General features: G+C 76.3%; 25 protein-coding genes. 14 read left to right on the top strand and 11 right to left on the bottom strand.

The window, feature by feature from the left end:
* Positions 1-12: 12 nt before the first annotated feature.
* The 3 genes from ABEA04_RS14915 to ABEA04_RS14905 all read right to left on the bottom strand — a co-directional run bounded on the left by ABEA04_RS14915 (position 13) and on the right by ABEA04_RS14905 (position 3,819).
* Complete coding sequence (locus ABEA04_RS14915; protein WP_345460037.1) at positions 13-684, bottom strand: ABC transporter ATP-binding protein; 672 nt, start codon at positions 682-684, stop codon at positions 13-15.
* Positions 681-1,571 carry an ABC transporter ATP-binding protein gene (locus ABEA04_RS14910; RefSeq protein WP_345460034.1) on the bottom strand — a complete coding sequence of 297 codons (891 nt, stop codon included), beginning with the start codon at positions 1,569-1,571 and terminating at the stop codon, positions 681-683. Before ABEA04_RS14910 ends, ABEA04_RS14915 begins: the two co-directional genes overlap by 4 nt.
* Before the next feature lie 148 nt (positions 1,572-1,719).
* On the bottom strand, positions 1,720-3,819 hold the full coding sequence (locus ABEA04_RS14905; RefSeq protein ID WP_345460031.1) for a PASTA domain-containing protein: 2,100 nt from the start codon (positions 3,817-3,819) through the stop codon (positions 1,720-1,722).
* A gap of 115 nt (positions 3,820-3,934) precedes the next feature.
* Between ABEA04_RS14905 and ABEA04_RS14900 the strand changes: the two genes are divergently transcribed.
* From ABEA04_RS14900 to ABEA04_RS14890, 3 genes are read left to right on the top strand one after another with little or no spacing between them, the layout of a single operon-like run.
* Positions 3,935-4,321, top strand: coding sequence for an Rv2175c family DNA-binding protein (locus ABEA04_RS14900; RefSeq protein WP_345460028.1), 387 nt, complete (start codon positions 3,935-3,937; stop codon positions 4,319-4,321).
* 52 nt (positions 4,322-4,373) lie between these two features.
* Entirely contained in the window at positions 4,374-4,835 is a 462-nt protein-coding gene (locus ABEA04_RS14895) for a guanyl-specific ribonuclease (protein ID WP_345460026.1), read from the top strand.
* 16 nt (positions 4,836-4,851) lie between these two features.
* Positions 4,852-5,175, top strand: a complete 324-nt coding sequence (locus ABEA04_RS14890) for a barstar family protein (protein WP_345460023.1) — start codon at positions 4,852-4,854, stop codon at positions 5,173-5,175.
* 97 nt (positions 5,176-5,272) lie between these two features.
* Here ABEA04_RS14890 and ABEA04_RS14885 read toward each other — a convergent pair whose 3' ends face one another.
* Positions 5,273-6,364 carry a polyprenyl synthetase family protein gene (locus ABEA04_RS14885; protein ID WP_345460020.1) on the bottom strand — a complete coding sequence of 364 codons (1,092 nt, stop codon included), beginning with the start codon at positions 6,362-6,364 and terminating at the stop codon, positions 5,273-5,275.
* 31 nt (positions 6,365-6,395) lie between these two features.
* Here ABEA04_RS14885 and metF point away from each other — a divergent pair, with 31 nt between their 5' ends.
* Positions 6,396-7,283, top strand: coding sequence for a methylenetetrahydrofolate reductase [NAD(P)H] (metF, locus tag ABEA04_RS14880; RefSeq protein ID WP_345460017.1), 888 nt, complete (start codon positions 6,396-6,398; stop codon positions 7,281-7,283).
* Positions 7,284-7,332: 49 nt separating this feature from the next.
* A complete protein-coding gene (locus tag ABEA04_RS14875) occupies positions 7,333-7,932 on the top strand; it encodes an SIMPL domain-containing protein (protein ID WP_345460014.1) in 600 nt (199 codons plus the stop codon).
* Positions 7,933-7,995: 63 nt separating this feature from the next.
* Here the strand turns inward: ABEA04_RS14875 and ABEA04_RS14870 are convergent, their stop codons facing one another.
* Positions 7,996-9,315: a phytoene desaturase family protein gene (locus tag ABEA04_RS14870; RefSeq protein WP_345460011.1), complete on the bottom strand. Its 1,320-nt coding sequence runs from the start codon at positions 9,313-9,315 to the stop codon at positions 7,996-7,998.
* A gap of 22 nt (positions 9,316-9,337) precedes the next feature.
* Here ABEA04_RS14870 and ABEA04_RS14865 point away from each other — a divergent pair, with 22 nt between their 5' ends.
* On the top strand, positions 9,338-9,835 hold the full coding sequence (locus ABEA04_RS14865) for a P-loop nucleotide/nucleoside kinase family protein (protein WP_345460009.1): 498 nt from the start codon (positions 9,338-9,340) through the stop codon (positions 9,833-9,835).
* On the opposite strand, the gene ABEA04_RS14860 is transcribed toward ABEA04_RS14865, so the two are convergent.
* From ABEA04_RS14860 to ABEA04_RS14850, 3 genes are read right to left on the bottom strand one after another with little or no spacing between them, the layout of a single operon-like run.
* Positions 9,832-11,274 carry a hypothetical protein gene (locus ABEA04_RS14860; protein WP_345460006.1) on the bottom strand — a complete coding sequence of 481 codons (1,443 nt, stop codon included), beginning with the start codon at positions 11,272-11,274 and terminating at the stop codon, positions 9,832-9,834. The two genes, ABEA04_RS14865 and ABEA04_RS14860, sit on opposite strands and share 4 nt — an antisense overlap.
* Positions 11,271-11,888, bottom strand: coding sequence for a DUF4126 domain-containing protein (locus tag ABEA04_RS14855; protein ID WP_345460004.1), 618 nt, complete (start codon positions 11,886-11,888; stop codon positions 11,271-11,273). Before ABEA04_RS14855 ends, ABEA04_RS14860 begins: the two co-directional genes overlap by 4 nt.
* Positions 11,889-11,897: 9 nt before the next feature.
* On the bottom strand, positions 11,898-12,371 hold the full coding sequence (locus ABEA04_RS14850) for a YbaK/EbsC family protein (RefSeq protein ID WP_345460001.1): 474 nt from the start codon (positions 12,369-12,371) through the stop codon (positions 11,898-11,900).
* A gap of 72 nt (positions 12,372-12,443) precedes the next feature.
* Here ABEA04_RS14850 and ABEA04_RS14845 point away from each other — a divergent pair, with 72 nt between their 5' ends.
* From ABEA04_RS14845 to ABEA04_RS14820, 6 genes are all read left to right on the top strand, one after another.
* Complete coding sequence (locus ABEA04_RS14845; protein WP_345459999.1) at positions 12,444-12,908, top strand: hypothetical protein; 465 nt, start codon at positions 12,444-12,446, stop codon at positions 12,906-12,908.
* Between the two features lie 123 nt (positions 12,909-13,031).
* Positions 13,032-13,466, top strand: a complete 435-nt coding sequence (locus ABEA04_RS14840; RefSeq protein WP_345459996.1) for an SAV_6107 family HEPN domain-containing protein — start codon at positions 13,032-13,034, stop codon at positions 13,464-13,466.
* Positions 13,467-13,545: 79 nt separating this feature from the next.
* Positions 13,546-14,358 (top strand): endonuclease I family protein, encoded by an 813-nt coding sequence (locus tag ABEA04_RS14835; RefSeq protein ID WP_345459994.1) that lies wholly within the window; start codon positions 13,546-13,548, stop codon positions 14,356-14,358.
* A 193-nt stretch (positions 14,359-14,551) separates the two neighbouring features.
* Positions 14,552-15,268, top strand: a complete 717-nt coding sequence (locus ABEA04_RS14830) for a methyltransferase (RefSeq protein ID WP_345459991.1) — start codon at positions 14,552-14,554, stop codon at positions 15,266-15,268.
* Between the two features lie 48 nt (positions 15,269-15,316).
* Positions 15,317-16,552 carry a DNA polymerase IV gene (dinB, locus tag ABEA04_RS14825; RefSeq protein ID WP_345459988.1) on the top strand — a complete coding sequence of 412 codons (1,236 nt, stop codon included), beginning with the start codon at positions 15,317-15,319 and terminating at the stop codon, positions 16,550-16,552.
* Between the two features lie 112 nt (positions 16,553-16,664).
* The gene (locus ABEA04_RS14820) at positions 16,665-17,111 is read left to right on the top strand and encodes a DUF3040 domain-containing protein (RefSeq protein ID WP_345459985.1); all 447 of its coding nucleotides are present in this window, start codon (positions 16,665-16,667) and stop codon (positions 17,109-17,111) included.
* Between the two features lie 717 nt (positions 17,112-17,828).
* Here the strand turns inward: ABEA04_RS14820 and ABEA04_RS14815 are convergent.
* From ABEA04_RS14815 to ABEA04_RS14805, 3 genes are read right to left on the bottom strand one after another with little or no spacing between them, the layout of a single operon-like run.
* On the bottom strand, positions 17,829-20,219 hold the full coding sequence (locus ABEA04_RS14815) for a transglutaminase TgpA family protein (protein WP_345459983.1): 2,391 nt from the start codon (positions 20,217-20,219) through the stop codon (positions 17,829-17,831).
* Entirely contained in the window at positions 20,216-21,580 is a 1,365-nt protein-coding gene (locus ABEA04_RS14810; RefSeq protein ID WP_345459980.1) for a DUF58 domain-containing protein, read from the bottom strand. The genes ABEA04_RS14815 and ABEA04_RS14810 overlap by 4 nt, the downstream gene beginning before the upstream one ends.
* Positions 21,573-22,601, bottom strand: a complete 1,029-nt coding sequence (locus ABEA04_RS14805; RefSeq protein WP_425577034.1) for an AAA family ATPase — start codon at positions 22,599-22,601, stop codon at positions 21,573-21,575. Before ABEA04_RS14805 ends, ABEA04_RS14810 begins: the two co-directional genes overlap by 8 nt.
* Positions 22,602-23,030: 429 nt before the next feature.
* On the opposite strand from ABEA04_RS14805, the gene mraZ reads away from it, so the two are divergent.
* Positions 23,031-23,441: a division/cell wall cluster transcriptional repressor MraZ gene (mraZ, locus tag ABEA04_RS14800; RefSeq protein WP_345459977.1), complete on the top strand. Its 411-nt coding sequence runs from the start codon at positions 23,031-23,033 to the stop codon at positions 23,439-23,441.
* 303 nt (positions 23,442-23,744) lie between these two features.
* Positions 23,745-23,909, top strand: a complete 165-nt coding sequence (locus ABEA04_RS14795; RefSeq protein ID WP_345459974.1) for a hypothetical protein — start codon at positions 23,745-23,747, stop codon at positions 23,907-23,909.
* Positions 23,910-23,911: the final 2 nt, after the last annotated feature.

Raw genomic sequence — 23,911 nt, 5'->3', positions numbered from 1 at the left:
CCTCACGTCGACTCAGCGGGCCACGCGGCGTCCGCGGGCCAGGAGCCGCCCCTCGGCCATCGCGTGGTGCTCGTCGCAGGCGTCGGCGACGTCGGGGTCGTGGGTCGCGACGACCACCACCGCCCCCCGCTCGGCCTCGGCGCGCAGCAGGGCCATCACCTGGCCCCGGGTGGTGGGGTCGAGCTCGCTGGTGGGCTCGTCGGCCAGCAGCACGGGGGCGCGGACGACGAGCGCCCGCGCGATCGCGACGCGCTGCAGCTGGCCGCCGGAGAGCTCCTCGACCTGCCGGCCGCCGAGGTCGGCGACGTGCAGCTCGGCGAGGGCGGCGTCGGCGCGGGCGTCGGCCTCGCGGGGTGCGACGCCACGGGCCCGCAGCGCGACCGAGACGTTCTCGCGGGCCGAGAGGATCGGCACCAGGCCGTAGACCTGCAGCACGAACGCGATGTCGGGCGCGGGGTCGCCGGTGCCCCGCCAGGTGGGCCGCCCGTCGAGGGTGGCGGTGCCCTCGCTCGGCTCGAGCAGCCCGCCGGCCACCGAGAGCAGCGTGGTCTTGCCCGATCCGCTCGAGCCGGTGAGCGCCGTCATCCGACCGGCCGGCAGGTCGAGGTCGATGCCCTCGAGCAGCGGTCGCGAGCCGACGCGGAAGCCGAGCCCGCGCAGCTCGAGGGTCGGGCCCGCGCTCACGGGGCGCCCTCCTCGCGCGTGACCACCAGCCGCTCGTCGTCCTGCTCGATGCGCACGAGCGTGCCGGCCGGCCACAGCGCGACCAGCTCGGTGGGCAGGTGCAGCAGGCCCTCCTCGCCGACCACCGCGTACTGAGAGCCGGCGCGGCCCTCGGAGCCGATGCGGCCGCCGAGCATGCTGATGGTGCGCGGGAAGGTGGCCGCGACCTCGGCCTGGTGGGTCACCACGACCAGCGTGGTGCCGCGGTCGGTGGCGAGGCGGTGCAGCAGCTCGACCACCAGCTCGCGGTCGACGTGCCCGAGCGCGCTCGTGGGCTCGTCGGCCAGCAGCAGGCGCGGCCCGTTGGCCACGGCGCAGGCCAGGGCGAGGCGCTGCCGCTGGCCGCCCGACATCGTCGAGACCACCTGGTCGGCCTGGTCGGCCAGCCCGACGGTCTCGAGCAGCTCGGCGGGGTGGGGCAGGTCGGGGCCGTCGCCGTGGTCGTCGTCGCGGTCGGCGCCGCCGAGGCGGGCGAAGGCGAGGTTCTGCCGGGCGGTGGCGTAGGCCAGCAGGTTGCGGGTGGCGCCCTGCAGCATGGTGCTCACCAGCCGCGAGCGCACGCGGGTCAGGCGGCGCTCGCTCATCCGCGAGATCTCCTCCTCGCCGAGCAGGATCCGCCCGGCGGAGGGCCGTTGGATGCCGCCCAGCAGGGTCAGCAGCGTCGACTTGCCGCAGCCCGACGGGCCGAGGAACGCCACCCGCTCGCCGGCGCCGATGGTGAGGTCGATGCCGCGGAGCGCGACGACGTCGTGGCCGGCGAAGGTGCGGTAGAGGTGGACGACGCCCTCGCACCGCACCTCGACCCCGCGGGGCCCGCCGTGCCGCTCGGCCGGGTCGAGGTCGATCACGGGACCCGCCCCGGTGGGACTCGGGTCGGCGGGCACCGGGTGATCAGACACCGGCCGGGGCACGGCGTCCTAGGTGCGGTGACGTTTCGTTACGGGCCTGTGACCTGGGGTCTGCCGTGCGGGACTGCCGTGGGGGGCGGCGGACGGGTCAGACGACGTAGACGGTGATCGTGCTGCCCCTGGGGGCCATCGACCCGGCCTCGGGGTCGGTGCGCACCGCGAAGCCGAGGCCGTAGTAGACGTCGTCCTGCTCGACGTCGACGTCGAACCCGGCGTCGCGCAGGGTCTGCTCGGCCACCTCGACGCCCGACAGGCGCACCGACGGCACCTCGACCAGCTCGGGGCCCTTGGAGACCACGACGGTGACGGTGTCGCCGCGGTAGAGGGTGCCGCGGGTGGGCTGCTGCGAGATGACGGCGCCCTCGGGCAGGCCGTCGTCGAAGCGCTCCTCGGTGACGTCGAGCTCGAGGCCGCGCTGCTCGAGGGCGGTGCGCACGCTGTCGACGTCGTCGCCGACCCAGCTGCCCACCGGGATCGGCTCGCGGCCGCGGCTGACGACGAGGTCGACGGTGTCGCCGGGGTCGAGCTCGGTGCCGGCGGGCGGCTTGCTGGCCAGCACGGTGCCCTCGGGCTTGGTCTCCGAGAAGCGGCCGATGCTCTTGCCGAAGTCGAGCTGCCGCTCGAGCAGGGCGTCCTGGGCGGCGTCCTCGTCGAGGTTGCGCACGGTGGGCACCCGCAGGTCGCCGAGCGAGAGCGTCAGCGTGACGGTGTCGCCGGGCAGCACCTGGGAGCCGCCCGACGGGTCGGCCGCCACGACGACGCCGGCCGGCCGGTCGGTGTCGTAGACGGGGTCGGCGAAGGCGACGTCGAGGTCGGCGTCCTCGAGGGCGGCGACGGCGGCGTCGCGCTGCTGGCCCAGCACCGAGGGGGTCTCGGTGTAGCGGGCCGAGCCGAACCAGAACGCACCGGCGCCGACGGCGAGGGCGATGACCAGCGCCACGAGCAGCAGCAGCCGGCCGGTGCGCACGCGGGTGCGGGGCGGCTCGTCCGGACGACGGGGGCGGCGGCGCGCGTCGGGCGGCGGCACCGGCGTCGGGCCCGGCTCGCGCACCGGCAGCGCGGTGGTGCGGTGGGCGACCTGCTCGCGCACCGTGCGTACCTCGGCCACCGGGGGCCGCACGGCCGGCTCGTCCAGGCGCCGCAGCCGGTCGGCCGGGTCGGGCGCCGTCGCGCTGTCGTCGAAGAGGGCGCGGACGTCGTCCGGCCGGTCGGGCGCGTCGGACGCCGCCGTGTGCAGCGCGAGGTCGACGGTGAGCTCGGGGTCGTCGCGGACGCCGTCGCGCAGCGCCTGCAGCACCCGGTGGGCCTGGTGCAGCAGCACGCCGGCGTCGGCCGGGCGCTGGGCGCGGTCGCGGGCGGTGGCCCGGGCGACGAGCGCGTCGACGTAGGCCGGCAGCCCCGGCACCAGCGCCGACGGCGGCGGCACGTCGTGGTGCACGTGCCGGTAGGCCACCTGGATCGGCGTCTCGCCCTGGTGCGGCTTGACCCCGGTGAGCATCTCGCAGAGGACGACGCCCGCGGCGTAGACGTCGGCACGCGCGTCGGCGCGGCCGTCGGTGACCAGCTCGGGGGCGAGGTAGCTGACGGTGCCGATCAGCACGCCCTGGGTGGCGGTGTGGCGGGTGTCGGCGGTGACGGCGCGGGCCAGGCCGAAGTCGGCGACCTTGACGCGGCCGGGCCCGCTGTCGGCGGGGTCGTCGCTGATCAGCACGTTCTCGGGCTTGACGTCGCGGTGCACGATGCCGGCGCGGTGGGCCGCCGCGAGCGCGGAGAGCACCGGCTCGAGCAGCGCGAGCGCCCGGGCCGGCCTCATCGGGCTCTCGGCGCTGATGACGTCGCGCAGCGTGTGGCCGCGCACCAGCTCCATCACGAGGAAGACCGCGCCGTCGTCGTCGCCCTGGTCGTAGACCGAGACGATGTGGGGGTGCGAGAGGCGCGCGGCCGAGCGGGCCTCGCGCACGAACCGGTCGGCGACGTCGGCGGCCGAGTCGGCCAGCCCGGCGTGCATGATCTTGACCGCCACGGTGCGGTCGAGGCGGGTGTCGAGGGCCTCGTGCACGCTCGCCATGCCGCCGCGCGCGATGCGCGGGCCGACGAGGTAGCGGCCGTCGAGCAGGCGCGGGTCGTCGGGCGCGGGCGGCTGTGCCGACGCGCGGGCGTCCGTGCGTGCGTCAGTGCGTGGGTGCACCTCGACCCTCCTGCCCCGGACGGGGAAGGGTCCGGAGGGCGCCATCCTACGGTCGGCGGGTGGGCGGGCGGCGTCTGCGGCGCTCCCGGCGCGCCGTGCGTGGCAGCATGGCCGCATGACCGCGGAGATCCCCACCGACCGCCCGCTGGCCGAGCACGACCTCGCCGCCCTCGTGCCCGAGTGGCTCGACTGGGCGGCCGCCGCCGAGCAGCTCGACGTGCCCAGCAGCAAGGTGCGCCAGATGGTGCGCGACCACGAGCTCGCCGCCGCCGTCCCGACCCCCGGCGCGGGGCCGAAGGTGCCGGCCGACTTCATCCAGGACGGCGTCCCGGTCAAGGGCCTGGGCGGCCTGCTGACGGTGCTGCACGACAACCGCTTCGACGACCGCGAGTGCATCGCGTGGCTCTTCCTCGACCAGGACTTCCCGGGCCGGGCGATCGACGCGCTGCGCGAGAACCGCGGCAGCGAGGTCAAGCGGCGCGCGCAGGCGCTGGCCTTCTGACGCGGCCGGCCCCTCCCACCTCGCCCTCGCTCCCGTACCCGCTCCCGCTCCCGTGACCCTCCACCGACTGCCGCCGTCCGACGACGGACGCCGTGGCCGCACCACCGGCGCGGCGGCCTTCGTGGTCGTGCTGGTCGCGGTGCTGGGGGTCTGGCTGCTCAACGGCCGCGACCCGGGCACGGGCACCAGCCCGCCGCCGTCCGAGGGGTCCTCCGACACCGTCGTGGTGGGCGGCGACGACGGCTACGTGCGCCTCGACCAGCTGCCGCCCGAGGCGGCCGAGACGGTGGCGCTCATCGACGCCGGCGGGCCGTTCCCCTACGACGAGGACGGCGGCGTCTTCGGCAACTACGAGGGGCTGCTGCCCGACCGCGAGCGCGGCTTCTACCGCGAGTACACCGTCGAGACCCCCGGCTCCGACGACCGCGGCGCCCGGCGCATCGTGACCGGCGAGGAGGGCGAGCTGTACTGGACCGACGACCACTACGCCTCGTTCGACCAGGTGGTGCGGTGAGCGGCGCGGGCGCGGCGTGAGCCGGCTGCGGCAGCGGGTCGAGGACGCCGGCTGGCGGCTGGCCCGCGTGGGTCCGGTCACCGGCCCGGCCGCGCTGCACGACGTCCTCGCGCGCGAGCTGGGGCTGCCCGACTGGTACGGCCGCAACCTCGACGCCCTCGCCGACTGCCTTCACGGCCTCGAGGGCCACTGGGTGCTGCTCTGGACCGACTGGCCCGCCCTCGCCCACCACCACCCCCGCCTCGCCCGCGTCGCCCGCGACCTCCTCGAGGCGCGGGTGGTCGTCGTCGACGTCGACGGGGCCGGCGGCAGGAGTCACCGGATCACCGGCGACTCCTGACGTTCTCAGCCGTTGCAACGGCCGAGAACGTCAGGAATCACCGGTCCACCGGTGACTCCTGCGACGGGTGGGGCGGCTGGACGACGGCCCCGCACGCTCAGACGGCGCGCTGCGTGACCGCGGAGGCCAGCCCCCGCAGCACGTCGCGGGCCGCGGGGTCGACGGGGGCGGCGTCGAGGGCCTCGAGGGCGCGCTCGGCCAGGCCGGTGATGGCGGCCTCGACGTGGGCGGGGGCGCCGCTGGCCTCGATCACCGCGCGCAAGCGGGCGACGTCGGCCTCGGTGAGGGCGGTGCCGAGCGAGCGGTCGAGCAGGGCGGCGTCGTCGGGGGCGGAGCCCGCCAGCCCGTCGAGCGCCAGCGCCACCAGCACCGTGCGCTTGCCCTCGACGAGGTCGTCGCCGGCGGGCTTGCCGGTGGTGGCGGGGTCGCCGAAGACGCCGAGCAGGTCGTCGCGCAGCTGGAACGCCTCGCCCAGCGGCAGCCCGAACCCCGAGAGCGCCTCGCGCGTCGAGGCGTCGCCGCCGGCGAGCGCCGCGCCCACGTGCAGCGGCCGCTCGATGGAGTACTTCGCCGACTTGTAGCGCAGCACCGTCATGGCCGCCTCGACGTCGGCGTGCCCGCGGGCCTGCACCGAGACGTCGAGGAACTGCCCGGCGATCACCTCGGTGCGGCAGGCGTCGAAGACCTGCAGCGCCGGCCCCACGACGTCCCAGCCGAGGCCGCAGCGGCGCAGCAGCTCGTCGGCCCAGCCCTGCAGCAGGTCGCCGAGCAGGATGGCGCCCGCGGTGCCGTACTGCTCGGGGTCGCCGCGCCACGACGCCGCCCGGTGCTCGGCCTCGAGCGCGCGGTGGGTGGTGGGGTGGCCGCGCCGGGTGTCGGAGGCGTCCATGACGTCGTCGTGGGCCAGCGCGCTCGCGTGCAGCAGCTCGAGCGCCGCGCAGGCCCGGTCGAGCGCGGCCAGCTCGGTCGACGACGGCTCGGTACGCACCGCCCGGTAGCCCCAGTGGCAGAACGCGGCGCGGAACTTCTTGCCGCCGACCACCGCGGCGCGCGCCCGCTCGTTCAACCGGGCCGCGTCGGGGCCCAGCGGGGCCAGCACCCGCGCCTGCTCGTCGAGGAACGCGGCGAGCGTGGCGTCGACGCGCTCGCGGAACGCGGCGGCGTCCCACGCACCGTCGCCGATAGCCACCCCGCGACCCTAGGCGCCTAGGGTTCTGGGCATGGAGACGGGTCCGGGGCGCAGCATGACCGAGCTGCTCGCCGAGGGCGGACGCTCGATCTCCTTCGAGTTCATGCCGCCCAAGGACGAGGCCGGCGCCGAGGCGCTGTGGCGCACCATCGCCGAGCTCGAGCCCTACCGCCCGACGTTCGTCTCGGTCACCTACGGCGCCGGCGGCGGCAACCGCGGCAAGGTCGTCGAGATCACCGGGCGCATCGCCCGCGAGACCTCGATGACGCCGGTCGCCCACCTGACCTGCGTCGGCCACACCCGCGCCGAGCTCGAGCGCATCCTCGACGACTACCGCGCGGCCGGCGTCCACCACCTGATGGCGCTGCGCGGCGACCCGCCCGACGGCCCGCGAGCCGAGTGGACGCCGACCGAGGGCGGCCTGACCTACGCCCTCGACCTCGTCGAGCTGGCCCGCTCGCGCGGCGACTTCCGCATCGGTGTCGCCGCCTTCCCCGAGGGCCACCCCAACGCCGCGTCGAGGAACGCCGACGCCGACGTGCTCGTCGCCAAGGCCCGTGCGGGCGCCGAGTTCGCCGTGACGCAGATGTTCTTCCGCGTCGAGGACTACGTCGACCTGGTGCGCCGGGTGCGCGAGCGTGGCGTCGACATCCCGATCCTGCCGGGCATCATGCCGATCCTGAACGTCAGCGCGCTGAAGCGGCAGGGCGAGCTGATCGGCGCCGACGTGCCCGACGACGTCGTCCGCCGCATCACGCGGCACGACGACCCGGCCGCCGTGCGCGCCGAGGGCATCGCGGTGTCCTCCGAGATGTGCGAGCAGCTGCTCGAGGCGGGGGCGCCGGGCCTGCACTTCTACACGCTGAACCGCTCGAAGGCGACGCGCGAGATCTTCGAGCGCCTCGCCATCACCGTCTGAGCGCTCCGCTCCACCGGGCCGCGGGGCGGCGCCCTGCGAGACTGGGGGGATGCTCACCTCGCGCACCGTGACCACGACCGGCCACGGCCGGGTCTCCCTGCCGCGCACCTCGGCGGTGGTGCGGGTCGGCGCGGCGCACCAGGCCGGCACGCTGGCCGACGCGCTCGCGGGCGCCGAGTCGGGCCGGGCGGCCGTCGTCGACGTCGCCCGCCGGCACGTCGACGCCGCGGCGGTCTCCTCGCGCAGCCTCGACGTGTGGCCGGCCCACGACACCCCCGGCTTCGAGGCGCGCCACACCCTCGCCATCCGCTGCGCCGACCCGCAGGTCGCCGCGCGCGTCGTCCAGGAGCTCGCCGACGAGGTGGGGGACCGCCTGCGCCTCGACGGCGTCACGCTGGCCGCCGTCCCCACCGAGGACGACGTCCGCACCGCCCGCGAGCGCGCCTTCGCCGACGCCCGCCAGCGCGCCGTGCACCTCGCGGAGCTCGCCGGGACGGCGCTCGGCTCGGTGGTCTCGCTCGCCGAGGGCGCGACGTCGACCGGCGGCGGCCCCGGCCCCCTCGGCCTCGCCGCCAAAACAGACGCCGCCCTCGAGCCCGGCGAGGAGGACCTCACCGCCACCGTCACCGTCGTCTGGGAGCTCGGCTGACCCGTCGCTTACAAGTGACGGGTCAGCGGCGGGTTCGTCGACCCGTCGCTCATAGACGACGGGTCAGCGGGCCGAGCCGACCACCGAGGCGACGAGGGCGGCGGAGAGGCCGACGTAAGCGAGGCCCGAGCCGGGGGTGGCGTGGGCGCCGGCGGCGTAGACGCCGGTGATCGGCGTGGTGGGGCCGAGGCGGGCGCGCACCGTGCCGCGGCCCTGCCAGAGGACGCCGTGGGGCGAGCCGCCCCACGCCTGCACCAGCTCGCGCGGCGAGCGGTCGACGCGCACGGCGACGCGCTCGCGGACGTCGAGCCCGGCGCGGGCGAGCACGAGCAGCGGGTCCTCGGTGAGGCGGCCGCGGCCGTGCACGGTCCAGGCCGCGCCGCCCTCGGGGGCGACCCCGCCGGGACGCACCACCAGCATCGGGTCGCCGTGCAGCACCGTCTCGTGCTCGAGCGTCGTCGCGCCCGCGGTGAGGCCGAGGTGGGTCACCACCGGCGGCATGGCCGGCATGGTCCGCTCCACGAACGGCGCCAGGGCGGGCAGCCGGCGCGGGTCGACCGCGCACACGACGACCTCGGCCGGCACCTCCTCGCCGGACGCCGTCCGCACGGCCACCGCGCGGCCACCGCGCACCACGACGTCGGCCACCGGCGTCGCAGTCCGCACCTCGACCCCGCGGGTGCCGAGGCGGGTCACCAGCAGGTCGCGCAGCCGGGCGGTGCCGCCGTCGTCCGCGGGCACCGTCCACACGCCGAAGCACTGCTCGAGCCAGGCGACCACGCCGGCCCACGCCGGCACGTCGCGCGGGTCGTGCCCGTCGGCGACGAACGGGTGCGCGGCGACCGCGGCCGGCCGGTCGTCGCGGAACGCCCTGCGCAGCCGCTTGCGGAGCGTCTCGCGACCCTCGAGCAGCGACGAGACCTCGCGGGGCAGCGCCTCCGGCGTCCACGGCTGCTCGAAGTAGTGCTGGCGCAGCACGTCCCACACCGGGGCGTAGGCGGCCACGTGGGCGTCCCACTGCCGGCCGAGCCCCGGCGCGAGCGCGTCGAAGGCCTCCACCTGCGCCCGCCGCGAGGTCGGCAGCCGCACCGACGTGCCGTCGACGAACCGGTGCTCGCGGGCCACCTCGAGCGGCGTCAGGTCGCCGCCGAGCTCGTTCTCCAGCGGCCGGCCCGACTTGCGGAACAGGTCGCGCACCACCGCCGGCACCAGCAGCGACGTCGCCGCGGCGTCCCAGGCGTACCCCTCGGCCTCGACCCGGGTCAGCGCCCCGCCGAGCTCGCCCGAGGCCTCCAGCAGGACGACGTCGTGCCCCAGCTTGGCCAGCCGGACGGCGCAGGCCAGCCCGCCGTACCCGCCGCCGACCACCGCCACCCGCGCCACGCCCGGACCCTACGGTGTGCGCGTGGGCACGGGACCGGCACGGGGCGGGCGGGTGCTGCTCGTGTGCGGGCTGCCCGGCGCCGGCAAGACCACGCTCGCCCGGCGCCTCGAGGTCGAGCGCGGGGGAGTGCTGCTGTGCCCCGACGACTGGCTCGTCGCGCTCGGCCTCGACCCCCTCGACGCCCGCCCCCGGCGGCGGTTCGAGCGCGAGCTGTGGCGGCACGCGCTGCGGCTGGCCGGACGCGGGCTGGTGGTCGTCGTCGAGCTGGGCGGCTGGACCCGCCCCGACCGCCGCCGTCTGCGCGAGGAGGCGCACCGGGCCGGCGTCCCGATCGAGCTGCACGCGCTCGACGTCCCGTTCGAGGAGCGGTGGCGCCGGGTCGAACGGCGCAACGCCGAGCCCGGCGCCGTCGTGGTCGGCCGCGACGAGCTGGCGGGCTTCGAGCGGTGGTGGCAGCCGCCGGACGACGACGAGCGGGCCGCCTTCGACCCGGCGCCGGGCGGCGGAGCGGGCGGCTAGCGCAGGTCGGGCGCCGCCTCGAGCGCCCCGAACCCGGTGCCGTGCTCGCGGTCGAGCAGGTCGAGCAGCGCGACGTTCAGCGGGGCGAGCCGTTGGCCCGGGGTGAGCAGGGCGCACGGGTCGAGCTTGGCGAAGAAGCCCACGGGGGTGTCGGCCGCGACGAGCGTGGTGCCGGTGGCGGCGCCGTCGGGCGCGGGCTCGAGCCGTCCGTCGACGAGCACGACGTCGTGCTCCACGTCGCCGCCGAGCGAGACGCCCTGACCGACGGCCCGCGGCGCGCCGACCCGCTCGGCGTCGAGCAGGGGCACGACCGACTCGAGATCGGCCGCGCCGAGCCCGGGGTCGAGCCCGGCTACGAGGTGGTCCTGCAGCAGCTGGAAGAGCGCCGGGTCGACGTCGGCCAGCGTGGTCAGCCCGGCGCTGAAGCGGGAGTTCAGCTCGGTGGGCCGGAAGCCGTCGGCGGTGAGCACGCCGTCGATGCCGAACCCGCCGCGGTAGCCGTGCGCCTCGGCCAGGTGGGCCCCCACCCGGCGGACGGCGGCGCGCATCGACTCGCGGTCGGCGGGCGGAGGGTCCCACCAGGTCGACAGCCCGCCGTAGACGAAGCGCCGCTCGCCGGGGTGGCGCAGGATCGCGAGCTCGACGGGCCGCAGGGCCGCGGTGCCCCCGGGCCCGTCGTCCACCACGATCCCGTGCACCGAGCACGGCACCCCGTCGAGGAACGGCATCACCCGCACGCGGTCGCAGCGCGGTGCGAAGAACGCGAACGCGGCGGCGCGGCCGTCGGCGCCGTCGGCGCCACCCGCGCCTGTGCCGACCCACTGCACGAAGTTGCCGCCCCCGTTGAGGCCGTCGCGGGCGTCGCCGCTCCACACCGCGCCGAGCGGGCCGGCGAGCTCGGCGGTCGCCGCCTCGAGCGCCTCCAGCCCCGCCGAGACCTCGCAGACCCGCGACGGCACCCGGGCCACGCCGGCGGCGTCCCAGACCCGGTCGGCGAGCAGCTTGTCCTCCAGCGCCAGCCATGCGCGCGGCCGTCCGCCGGTCACCCACCGGCCCCACAGCGGCTCGTCGGAGGCCACGAACGGCGTGGTGCGCCAGATCGCCTCGCGCGCGGGGTCGAAGGCGTCGATCGCGGCGACCACCGCCGCGGGCAGGTCGCGGGTGGCCCGGTCGAGCACCCGCACCTCCTCGGTCATCGACGAGGTGGGCGGCAGCTCGACGTCGACCACCGTGCAGTCCTGCGGCGCCGGCACCGCGCCGACGCCCCGCCCGGTGGCCAGCACCAGCACCGGGCAGCCGAGCGCCCGCAGCCGCGCCACCAGCGGGGTGAACCCGGCCAGGACGCCGGGGCCGAGCACGACCGGCCGGCCGGCGTAGAGCCCACCGAGCCGCTGGACGACGTCCGCCCGCGCGGTGGGGTCGGCGAGGTCGACGCTCACCGGCGCTCGACGTCGCGACCGCTTGCGCGTCGCTCGCGCCAGGCCCGGAACCGCCGCCAGCCGCGCCGCACGAGCTTGATGCTGAGCACGAGCAGCACCAGGCCGAGCACCAGCAGCACGGCCGCGACCGACGCCGCCGCCACCGGGTGCCGGATCGCGAAGGCCACCAGCACCAGCACCACGACGTCCTCGACGACACTGGCGGTGATGTTGGTGACCGGCTCGGGCGAGGTGTTGATGGCCAGCCGGGTGCCCGACTTGACGACGTGCGAGACCAGCGCCGTGCCCCCGCCGACCGCGGCGTTGAGCGCCTGGCCCAGGGAGTCGGCGTCGCCGGCGAGCAGGACGCCGATGACCGCGCCCGCCGTGGGACGGATGACGGTGCTGATCGCGTCCCACGTGCTGTCGACCAGCGGGATCTTGTCGGCGACGAACTCGACGACGTAGAGGAGGCCGGCGACGGCCAGCACGTCCCAGCGGGCGAGGACGTCGGGCACCTCGCCCACCACGCTGTCGGCGCCGAGCCGGTCGCCGAGGCCCAGCACCAGGACGACGAGGTAGGCGTTGACCCCGCTGGCCCAGCCGCTGGTGAAGGTGAGTGCGAGGGAGTCCACCGGCGGGCCCTACTCGACCTCGACGACGGTGGCGCCGGTGAGCGCGCGCAGCTCGTCGAAGGTGGTGGAGAAGACCGCGGCGGGGTGGCCGGCGGCGGCCCAGACGACGGGGTGCCGCTCGAGCCAGGGGTCGAGGTAGGTCGGCACGGGGGAGGGGTGGGCGAGGGGAGAGACCCCGCCGATGACCTGGCCGGTGTGGTCGCGCACGAACTCGGGGCTCGCGCGCCGCAGCCGGGGGACGCCGACGCGCGCCGCGGTGGCCGTGGTGTCGACGCGGTGGGCGCCCGAGGTGAGCACGAGCACGGGGTCGCCGTCGGCGTCGAAGAGCAGGCTGTTGGCGATGGCGCCCGGCTCGCAGCCGAGCGCGGCGGCGGCCAGTGCCGCGGTGTGCACCGAGTCGGGCAGAATGACGACCTCTCCGGTGCCGCCGAGGCGAGCGTGCTCCTCTCGGAACCGGGTGATCGACGGGTGCTCGGTCGGCATGGCCCGACCCTAGTGACCCCGGCTGACAGGCGGCCTCCGGGCCGAGCGGGCGAGAGGGGCGGGAGGGACGCTGTGAGCGGGAGCGATGACGTGCTCGACCGGCCGACGTCGGTCACGCGCGCGGTGCAGCTGGTCTGGCTGCTCGTGCTGCTGGCGCTGGCGGGCACCGTGCTCGCGGTGGTCTTCGACGACGAGCTGCTGCGCGCCTCCGGCGCCGCCGGCACGACGGCCGACGACACCCGGGTGCCGCCCTCCCTCGCCCCGGTGGCGGTGGTGCTCTACGTGGTGGTGGTCTCGCTGCTGCTCGTGCTGCTCTCGTTCGTCCTCGACGGCCACAACTGGGCGCGGCACTGCCTGGCCGCGGCGGTCGGGCTGCTCGGCGTCGGCACCGTCGCCGTGCTGGTCACCGGGCCGCCGCTCGCGGTCGTCGTCGGGGGCGTGGTGACCCTCGTGGTCGACGCGCTGGTCGTCCGCCAGCTCTACCGGCCCGCCACCGCGGCGTACGTCGGCGCGGGGGCGACGCGCGTCTCGTCCTAGCCGTTGTCGGTGGTGGCCTGTAGCGTTCGTGGTGTTCGAACGCGTGTTCGAACACCCGGCGGGGCCGCCTCGACCCCGGCCCCGCCGGGCCGCGGGAGCACGAGGCGGGTCGAGGGAGACGCCATGATGCTGCCGGCCACCACCCACAGCTACCTCGACCGCGCGGCCGAGTCGCTGAGCGAAGCCGTCGCCGCCGCCGGGCCCCACGAGGCGGCCGCGCGCTACGCCTACGCCCACGTCGCCGCCCTGCGGGCGGCCGCGGCGCTGCTGGCGGCCCGGGCGCGCCCGGCCCCGGCCCGACGGCGTCCGCAGCGCAACGCCTGGGTGCTGCTCGCCGAGGTGGCGCCCGAGCTGGGCGAGTGGGCCTCGTTCTTCGCCGCCGGCGCCTCCAAGCGCGCCGCCGCCGAGGCCGGCTCCACCCGCGCCGTCACCGCCCGCGAGGCCGACGACCTCGTGCGCGACGCCGACCGCTTCCTCGCCGTCGTCGAGCAGACCCTCGGCCTGGTGCCGCACGCCGCGGCCGACGCCGTCGACGAGCCGTTCCGTCGGGTGGGGTGAGGCGGCCGCCGTCGGTCCGCACCGAGCGCAAGGGATTCCCTGGTCGCCGCGGAGCCGGCGCCGCGCGAGGGTCGTCGCCATGACTCCCCATCACCGTCCCCGTCCCCGACCCCGAGGGCGCCGCCGGCTGGCCGCGGGCCTCCTCGCCCTCGCGCCGGTGCTCGCGCTGGCGCCGGCCGGTCCGACGTCCCCGGCCTCGGCCGAGCCGCCCGCCGGCTACTACGACTCCGCCGAGGGCCTCACCGGCGCCGCGCTGGAGGCCGAGCTGCACGACATCGTCTCCGCCGGGGTGACCACGCTCACCTACTCCGAGGTGTGGGACGGCCTGCAGCAGACCGACGCCGACCCCGACGACCCCTCGAGCGTCGTGCTGTTCTACCAGGGCACCGCGCACCCGGCGTCCGACCACGGCGGGGGCGTCGACCAGTGGAACCGCGAGCACCTCTGGGCGCAGTCGCACGGCGACTTCGGCACCTCGCCCGGCCCGGGCACCGACCTGCACCACCTGCGGCCGACCGACGTCACGGTCAACTCCGCGCGCGGCAACCTCGACTTCGACGAGGGCGGCACCGAGAACGCCGAGGCGCCCGGCAACTACCGCGACGGCGACTCCTGGGAGCCGCGCGACGCCGACAAGGGCGACGTCGCGCGCGCCATCCTCTACATGTCGATGCGCTACGAGGGCGACGACGGGTGGCCCGACCTCGAGGTCGACGACGCCACCGGCGGCTCGGGCCCGCGCCACGGCCGGCTCTCCACCCTGCTGGGGTGGAACGCAGCCGACCCGCCCAGCGCCTTCGAGCAGCACCGCAACGACGTCGTCTTCGAGCTGCAGGGCAACCGCAACCCGTTCATCGACCACCCCGAGTGGGCCGACGAGATCTGGGGCTGAGGCTCGGTGCCGCCGCCCGGGTGAGCGCCGCGGGCGGGACGGCGGCACGGCGGCCGGAGGCCGGCCGTCACCCGGTCCGCCGGTTGCCGGGCGCTCGCGCGGCGTCCTAGCATGGGGTGAATCGAACAGACGTTCGATGCCGCGCGAGGAGGGTGGTGCCGGGTCGGATGCGCCACGCCCTAGGGTTCAGGCCATGGCCGCCAGCGAGCGCCGGGCCTCGCCCCGCACCGCCGTGGTGTGGGACGTGCTCGAACCGCTGCTGGCCGGCGACCGCCCGCTCGACGTCGTCGACATCGGGGGCGGCACCGGCACCTCCGCCGTCCGGGTCGCGGCCGCCGGTCACCGCGTCACCGTCGTCGACCCCAGCCCCGACGCCCTCGCCGCGCTCGACCGCCGCGCCCGCGAGGCCGGCGTCGAGGTGGTGGGCCGCCAGGGCGACCTCGGCGACCTGCTCGCCGTCGGCGGGGCGGCCGTGGCCGACGGGGCCGACCTGGTGCTGTGCCACGGCGTCCTCGAGGTCGTCGACGACCCCGCCGCCGCGCTGGCCACGCTGCGCGAGGTGCTGCGTCCCGGCGGGCACCTCAGCCTCCTCCTCGCCCAGCGCCACGCCGCGGTGGTCGCCCGCGCCGTCGCCGGCCACTTCGGCCAGGCCCTCGCCGTCCTGCAGGGCGAGGACGGCGGTCGCTCCGGCCACCGGTTCACCGCCCCCGAGGCGCGCGACCTGCTCGCCGGCGCCGGCTTCGAGGTCGACTCCGTCCACGGCGTGCGGGTCTTCGCCGACCTCGTGCCCGGCTCGCTGCTCGACCTCGAGCCCGGCGCGGCCGGCGCCCTGGTCGAGCTCGAGCGCGCGGTCGCGGGCCTGCCCGACTACCTCGCGCTCGCCACGCAGCTGCACCTGCTCGCCTCCTGAGCCCGCGCGGCCGGCCGCCGACGTGGACGGCGCGACCCGGGTGGCGCCGTGAGCGACGCGCCGTCCACGACACCGCTGCTGCACGTCGACATGGACGCGTTCTACGCCTCCGTGCTGCTGCGCGACCGTCCCGACCTGCAGGACCAGCCGGTGGTGGTCGGTGGCGGCCACCGGGGCGTGGTGCTCGCCGCCAACTACCCGGCACGGGCCTACGGCGTCCGGTCGGGCATGAGCGGCACGCAGGCACGGCGACTGTGCCCGCAGGCGGTCTCGCTGGCCCCCGACTACGACGCCTTCGGGGCGGTCTCGGCGTCGGTGATGGAGCTGTTCCGCCGGGTCACGCCGCTGGTCGAGGCCGTCTCGTTCGACGAGGCGTTCCTCGACGTGCGCGGTGCGCGCCGCCGGCTCGGCGACCCCGTCGCCATCGCGGAGTGGCTGCGGGCCGCCGTCCACGACGAGCAGGGCATCACGTGCTCGGTCGGCGTCGCCGCGTCGATCTCGGTGGCCAAGCTGGCCAGCAAGCGGGCCAAGCCCGACGGCCTGCTCGTCATCGAGCCCCACCGGGTCGCCGAGGTGCTGCACCCGCTCGACGTCGGCCAGCTGTACGGCGTCGGCGAGCGCACCCGGGCGCGGCTGCACCGGCTCGGCCTCGTCACCGTCGGCGACCTCGCCCGGCTGAGCGTCCCCGACCTGCAGGAGCGGGTCGGCCGCCACCTCGGCGCCCACCTGCACCGCCTCGCCTGGGGCACCGACCGCAGCGAGATCACGCCGGGCGCCAGCGGCGTGTTCGGCTACGGCGCCCGCTCGGGGGAGGGCGAGCCCGACCGCAGCATGGGCGCCCAGGAGACCTTCGGGCGTGACGTGCGCGACCGCGAGGCGGTGCTGCGCGAGGTGCTGCGGCTGACCGCGAAGGTCACCCGGCGGCTGCGCTCGGCCGGGCTCGCCGCACGCACGGTCGCGCTCACCGTCCGCTACGCCGACTTCACCACCCTCAACCGCAGCCGCACCCTGCCCGAGCCCACCGACGTGACCCGCGAGGTCTACGAGGTCGCCACCGCGCTCTACGACGCCGAGGCCGCCCGCGAGCGTGGACGGCGCCGGGTGCGGCTGGTCGGCGTCCGGGTCGAGCAGCTGGTGCCGCGCGAGCGGGTGCAGCGGCAGGGCGTGCTCGGCGAGCGTGACCTCGGATGGTCGGAGGCCGACCGTGCCGTCGACCTCGCCGCGCGCCGCTTCGGCTCGGCGGCGGTGCGCCCGGCGTCCCTGCTCGAGAGTCCCCCTGGGTGACCGGCGGAGAATTTCGAGGTCGCGCCTACCGTGACGCCGACCACCTGCCTAGAATTGGCCACCACGACGCGATCGGCGAGCCCGCCGGCGCCTGAGAACCCTGGGAGGACCGGTGCCACTCTCCGAGGAGGAGCTGAAGCTGCTCGAGCAGATGGAGCGCGCCCTCGTCGAAGAGGACCCGAAGTTCGCCTCCACCCTGCGCGGCACCGCCTTCCGCGCCAGCGCCCGTCGGCGCGCCATCGCCGCCGGCTTCGTCTTCGCCCTCGGCATCGCGCTGCTCTTCGTCGGCGTGCTCACCACCTGGTACGTCGGCATCGTCGGCTTCGTGCTGATGCTGGGCTCGGCCACCATCGCGCTCAGCGCGCTGCGCGGCCGCCAGGCCGCCGGCGCCGAGCCCACCGGCGGCACCCCGCACCCCTCCGGCCTCACCTCCATCGACGGCGGCCGCCGCACCCGCCGCCCCCGCGCCGGCCGCACCTCCCGCCCCCGCAGCTCAGGCTCCTTCATGGAGCGCATGGAGGAGCGGTGGCGCCGCCGCCGCGAGCAGGGCGGCTTCTGACCCACCCCACCTCCACGACCCCGCCCTCCGTGGCGGGGTCGTTCCATGCCCGGCCCGTGTCGCAGGCCGGGCCCTGCCGGTGGGTGCAGGGAGCGGTGCGTGGGTCACGGTTCCGGACGTCGGGACGGTGGCTGGTGCGCCGCCGTCCGGTCTGGGTGCGGGTGGGCGGTGCGTGGGCCACGGTTCCGGATGCCGTGATGGTGGCTGGCGCACCGCCGTCCAGCTCGGCTCGGGTGGGCGGCGCGTGGGCCACGGTTCTGGGCGTCGGGATGGTGGCTGGTGCACCGCCGGCCGGGGGAGCGGTGCGTGAGTGACCGAATAGAGCAGCGGAACCGTCATCAGGTCACCGCCGCCCCGACCGCGCCCGCCCCGGCGGTGCGTGGGTGCCCGAATGCAGCGGCGGAACGGTCACCAGGTCACCGCCGCCCCGACCGCGCCCGCCCCGGCGGTGCGTGAGTCACCGAATCCAGCCCCGGAACGGTCACCAGGTCACCACCGCCCCGACCCAGCCCGCCCCGGCGGTGCGTGGGTGACCGAACCCAGCAGCGGAACGGTAACCAGGTCACCGCCGCCCCCGGCCCAGCCCGCGCCGGCGGTGCGTGAGTCACCGAATCCAGCCCCGGAACGGTCACCACGTCACCGCCGCCCCGACCCAGCCACGATCCAGCCACGACCCGGCCGGCGGCCCAGCCGAGCCCGAGCCCGACCACCCGAGACCTACAGGTGCTCGGCCCGGCTCCCGACCAGCTCGGACTCGGCGTCGGCGTCCGTGCGGGGGTCGACGGCGGTGGCGGGGCGGCGCTGGAACAGCGAGCGCGGCCACCAGCGGGCGCGGCGGCGGGTGCGGGGCATGGCGCCGGCGAGCAGGGAGGCGACGCAGGTCTCGCCGTCGTCCTTGAGCGCGCCGGGCGGGACGGGGGCGTGGCGGGCGTAGCGGCCGCGTTCGACGGCGAGCGCGATGCGCTCGAGCGCGGCGGCGGCCTCGGGGGCGACGGTGGGGCCGCGCGGCGGCCGCTCGGTGCGCTCGTCGCCGGGACGGCCGAGGAAGGCGGCGACGCGGTGGCGGGTCTCGCGCGGGGAGCGGGTCTCGGGCCACGGCAGCCGCAGGTCGACCATGGTCGCGCGCAGCTCCTCCCACACCGCCTCGGGCCCGCCGGCCAGCCGCTGCTCGCGGCGCCGGGCCCGCACGCCGGCCGGCAGCCGCGCCAGCAGCGCGAGCAGCACGGCCCCCACGACGACCAGCAGCACGACCAGCCACGGGAACGACGAGCCCCCCTCGCTGGGCCGGTCGGGCGAGGCCGTGGTGGGCTCGGGACGACGGGTGGGCCGCGTGGGCTCCGCGGTCGCCGAGCGCGTCGGCCGCTCGACCGACTCGGTGCTGCCGGTGGCCGTCGGGATGTCGGGCAGCGCGACGTCGAGGTTGGTGTAGTCGGGCAGCGGCGTGTCGACGCGCGCGGCCGGCGTCGGGTCGAAGAGCACCCAGCCGGCGCCGGGGAAGTACAGCTCGACCCAGGCGTGCAGGTCGTGCGCGGAGTAGACGTAGGTATCGGGTCCGGTGCGGTCGGGGGACAGGAAGCCCACGGCCACGCGCGAGGGGATGTCGAGCTCGCGCGCCATCACCGCCATCGCCGCTGCGAACTGCTCGCAGTAGCCGGTGCGGCCGCCGGGACCCTCGGTCAGGAACGCCTCGAGCGCGTCGACGCCGACCTTCGGCGGCTCGGGCGCGAGGCTGTAGGTGAAGTTGCCGTCGTCGCGGAACCACTGCTGCAGCGCGACGGCCTGCCCGAACTTCGTCGTGGCCCCGGCCGTCACCTGCCGCGAGAGCGACTCGACGACCGGCGACAGGTCGTCGGGGACGTCGGTCAGCTCACCGGGGAGGCTGGTGGCGACGCCGTCGAGCCGCAGCAGCGCGTCGTCGTCGTACTGCACGTCGAGCGCCTCGAAGCTGTAGTCGAGGCCGGCGGTGCTGAGGTCGTCGTCGCCGGCGATGAAGTCCATCGTGCTCTCGTCGAAGCGCCAGTCGCCCGCGGCCTCGATCGACCCGATGGGCGCCTGGGTGGGCAGCCACCGCGAGTCGAAGCCGTCGGTGATCGAGACGTCGTAGTCGTAGCTGTCGGTGACCCGGGCGACGGAGTCGTCGACCCCCTCGAGCGCGGGCACGGTGCCCTGCGCGCGGTTGGAGGTGGGCACCTCGCGGTCGCCGGCGCTGAACTCGGCGCCGGAGAACCGGTTGAGCACCGAGATGCGCAGGTGGTCGGGCGAGGGGTCGTCGGTGCGGATCTCGACCAGGTCGATGTCCTCGCCGCGCACCAGGTCGCGGCGCAGGTCGGCGAGCGGGTTGGTCACGGTGATGTCACCGTCGCCACCGCGGCCCTGGCCGATGTCGAAGACCGAGAAGCTGAACGTCGGGATGGCCAGCGGCACCAGGACGGCGGTCGCGGTGGCCACCGTGCCGACGGCCAGGGCGCTGCCGCGCACGTTGTCGCTCAGGCGTCGCAGCGGCTCGCCGGTGCCGTCGAGCGGTCGGCCCCACCGCCGCAGGTGCTCCTCCTCCTGCAGGAACAGCATCATCAGGAAGCCGGCGGCGGTCGCCGCGAAGACCCACCACGACAGGCCGGTGCCGAGCAGGCTCACGGGCACGCTGTAGACGACCAGCAGCGGCAGCCCGGCCAGCGGCACGCGCCGCAGGGTCGCCGCGCAGAGGTCGACCAGCAGCATCGCGACCAGCCCGCCGACCACCAGCAGCGGCTGCACCGAGACCAGGTCGGTCTCGGGCACGGGCGAGGCGTAGGTGTTGGCGGCGTCGACCGCGGAGCCGATGGCGGCCCAGAACCGGTCGCCGGGCCACGGCCGGTCGGCGACGTAGGCGCACGTCAGCGCCCCGGCCACCACGACCTGCAGGGCCACCACCAGGACGCCGGGCAGCCGGCGCCACCGGGCGAGCGCACCGGTGAGGGCGATGACGGCCCCCACGCCGACGAGCGCGAACAGGTAGCGGGCCGAGAGCTCGGTGAAGCCGCGCCACGACAGCATGGCCGCCCAGGTGGTAGCGGCGCCGGCGAAGGCGAGGCGCAGGTGGCCGCCCAGCGCGGCGCGGTCGCGGCTCATCGCGCCGCCCCGGCCCACGCGGCGGCCGGACCGCCGAGCGTCTCGTCGGGCCCGCTCGGCCCGGGCGCCGCCCCGTGGGCACCGCGGACGCCGCCGGCGGCGACCCGCGCGCCGGTGCGGCCGAGCTCTTCCCAGGCGGTCTCGAGGCGGTCGCGCGGGCGCAGGGCGACCGCGCGCCATCCGGAGCGGGCCAGGAACGCCGCGCCGCCGCCCGGGGCGCCGGCCGGCGGGGCGGCCGACGACGCCGTCCAGAGGTCGACGTCGAGCGCCACGGCCAGCGCGGTGGCGGTGTGGTGCACGACCTGGCGCAGCGCCGGGGCGTCGCCCTGCCCGACCGAGCCGAGCACCGCGACGGTGAGGCCGTGGGCGTGCTCGCCGAGCCAGGAGGTGTCGATGCGGTCGCGGTTGTCGAGCTGCACGGTGGCCAGCGCCTCGAGCAGCGGGCGCACGTTGAGGTCGGCGTCGCGCAGGTGCCACTGCCCGGTGTCGTGGCCGCCCTCCGACTCGCCCGAGGCGGTCACCAGACGCACCATGTAGCCGCGCTGGCTCAGGTGCACCGCGATGGACGCCGCCGCCGAGACCGCCGCCTCGAGCGAGCTGGCGATGCCCTGGCCGCGGTGGGCGGTGAGCCGGTTGTCGACCAGCACCGTGGCCCGTGACTGCCACGGCTGCTCCTCGCGGCGCACCATCAGCTCTCCGGTGCGCGCCGAGCTGCGCCAGTGCACGCGGCGCAGGTCGTCGCCCTGGCGGTAGTCGCGCACGGTGACGTCCTCGGCCGAGCCGGTGGCGAACGCGCGCGGACGGTTGTCGCCCGAGCCGGTCCACCCGCCGCCGAGCGGGATCGCGGGCAGCGGCACGGTGCGCGGCGTGACGATGAGCGGCACCGTCATCCGGAACGCGCGGCCGAGCTCGACGAGCCCGAACGCGTCGCCCACGCGCACCGTCATCGGGCCGATCTCGAAGCGGCCGCGCACGTCGGAGCGCACCTGGTAGGTGACCTGCCGGCGCCAGCCGTGCCCGATGCCGTCGAGCACGAAGCGCGGCCGGGTGCCGAGCACGTAGGGCACGTGGTCCTCGAGCAGCAGGACGCCGCTCGGCGTGCGGCCCTCGTTGGTGAGGGCGAGGTTGACCCGCGCGGGCTGGCCGGCGGTGACCAGCTGCGGGGTGACGGTGCGCACCAACGCGAGCCGGTAGCGCGAGCGCCCGACGACGAGCGCGGTGGCCACCGGCAGCGCGACGACGAGGACGCCGACGCGGGTGAGCGCGGTCTGGCCGAGCAGCACCGCGCACACGATCGCGGTGACGCCCGCGGCCAGGAACGCCCGTCCGCGGACGGTCAGGCCGGAGAACGCCTCACGCACGACGACCTGGCGCGGCGGGCTGGCCGGCGGGCTCGCGCGACGCGCTGGGCACCGGGACGCCGGCCAGGATGCCGTCGAGGATCGAGGCGGTGGTGCGCCCGCCCATCGCGGCCTCGACACTGGGCAGCAGGCGGTGGGCCAGCACGGGCCGGGCCAGCAGCTGGACGTCGTCGGGCAGCACGTAGTCGCGGCCGGCGATGGCCGCGTGCGCCTTGGCCGCCCGCACCAGGTGGAGCGTGGCGCGCGGGGAGGCGCCCAGCACGAGGTCGTCGGTGCGGCGGGTCGCGCTGGTGAGGGCGACGACGTACTGCTGCACGGCCGGGGCGACGTAGACCTTACCGACGATCGCGCTCAGCTTGCGGATCTCGCCGGCGTCGGTGACGGCCTCGAGGTCGTCGAGCGGCCGCGACTCGGTGTGGCTGTTGAGCATCGCGATCTCGGCGGCCTCGACGGGGTAGCCGACCGAGACGCGGGCCATGAAGCGGTCGCGCTGCGCCTCGGGGAGGGCGTAGGTGCCCTCCATCTCGATGGGGTTCTGGGTCGCGATCACCATGAACGGCGACTCGAGCTGGTAGGTCGTGTTGTCGACGGTGACCTGCCGCTCCTCCATGCACTCCAGCAGCGCCGACTGCGTCTTGGGGGAGGCGCGGTTGATCTCGTCGCCCACCACGATGTTGGCGAAGACGCCGCCGGGGCGGAACTCGAACTCGCGGGTGTTCTGGTTGAACACCGAGACGCCGGTGACGTCGGAGGGCAGCAGGTCGGGCGTGAACTGGATGCGTCGCACCGAGCAGTCGATGCTGCGCGCGAGCGCCTTGCTCAGCATCGTCTTGCCGACGCCGGGCACGTCCTCGATGAGCAGGTGACCCTCGGCGAGCAGCACCACCAGCGCCGAGCTGACGACGTCGGGCTTGCCCTCGATGACCCGCTCGATGTTGGTACGGACCCTCCCGACCACCCGGGCCAGCGTCTCCAGGTCGGCCAGCTCGCTCCCGCTGCCGCCGAGGGGCGTTGTGTCCACGTCGGGTCCTTCCGTGCGCTCGTGGTGCTCGTCCGGCGGGCCGCGGTGCCCGCGCTGCGTCACCCAACCTAGGCAACGGCCGCAACCTACGCGCTGCGTCGCTGCTGCGTCCGACGTCGCAGATCACGGTTTCGTTCCGACTTCCCTCCACGTGGCGGCCGCCCCGGCACGCCCCACGGCAGCCCCACGACGCGGACGACGCCCGCACCGGCCGCCGTCCGGGCCGCCGTCCGGGCCGCCGTCCGGGTGCCGCCGGCCGCCGCTCGCGCCGCCGAGGGGCGTGGGGGAGCGGGGTGGGGGAAACGGGGTCGAATGTGGTTGACGGTGGGGGAGAGTGGCGTATGGTGGGGGAAAGTGGTGGACGCGACCGGACCCGTGGGGCTCGGTGGATGAGGTGGGTCGAACGGTGGGAGGTGCCCGATGCGGTTCATGGGCACCTACCGACCCCGGCTCGACGAGAAGGGCCGGCTCTTCCTGCCCGCCAAGTTCCGCAACGCGCTGGCCGAGGGGGTCGTGGTGACGCAGGGGCAGGAGAAGTGCCTGGTCGTCTGGCCGCCCGAGGTCTTCGACGCCGAGGCCGACCGCGCCGCCGAGCGCTCCATGACCAGCAAGGCCGCCCGCAGCTACGCCCGCATGTTCTTCGCCGGCGGCGACGACGTCGTCCCCGACAAGCAGGGCCGCATCTCGATCGCGGCGCCGCTGCGTGACTACGCCGGCCTCGAGAAGGACGTCGTGGTGATCGGCGTGCGCAACCGCCTCGAGATCTGGAACCCCCAGGCCTGGGAGGACTACCAGGCCGCCGAGATCCAGCGCTTCGCCGACCTCGACGAGGACGAGTAGCACCAGCACCACCCGGCACCACCAGCACTACCGGCACCACCACAACTGCACAGCGGTTCCGCGGGGCGAGGTCTTCGGCCTCCCGCTCACCTCGGTCTGGCGCACCTTCCCCGGTGCCAGAACGAGGACCGTCCCCTACACGCCGGTGGCCGCCGCTCGAGCGCGGCACTCCGGCGTGGAGCGGGTGGGCCGAGGACCTGGCCCCACGGAACCCAGCAGCACCAGCACCACCCCGCACCACCCAGCACCAGCACCACCCAGCCCGAGCACCTTCCCAGCCGAGCACCCAGGGTCGAGACCGAGATGAGCGCCACGCAGCAGCTGCCCGCCACCGGGCCGGCCGGCGAGCCGCCCACGCCGCGGGTGCGCCACCAGGCCCGCGACGCCGCGGTGGTGATGACCTTCTCGGCGGTCGTCTCGATCACCGTCGCCGTCGCCCTGCTGCTGCTCACCCGGCTCGGGAACTGAAC

Source organism: Nocardioides marinquilinus (assembly GCF_039543705.1).
GTDB classification, from domain to species: Bacteria; Actinomycetota; Actinomycetes; order Propionibacteriales; family Nocardioidaceae; genus Nocardioides; species Nocardioides marinquilinus.
The sequence above is the reverse complement of the archived record's forward strand: the minus strand, read 5'-3'. Positions and strand labels throughout refer to the sequence as shown.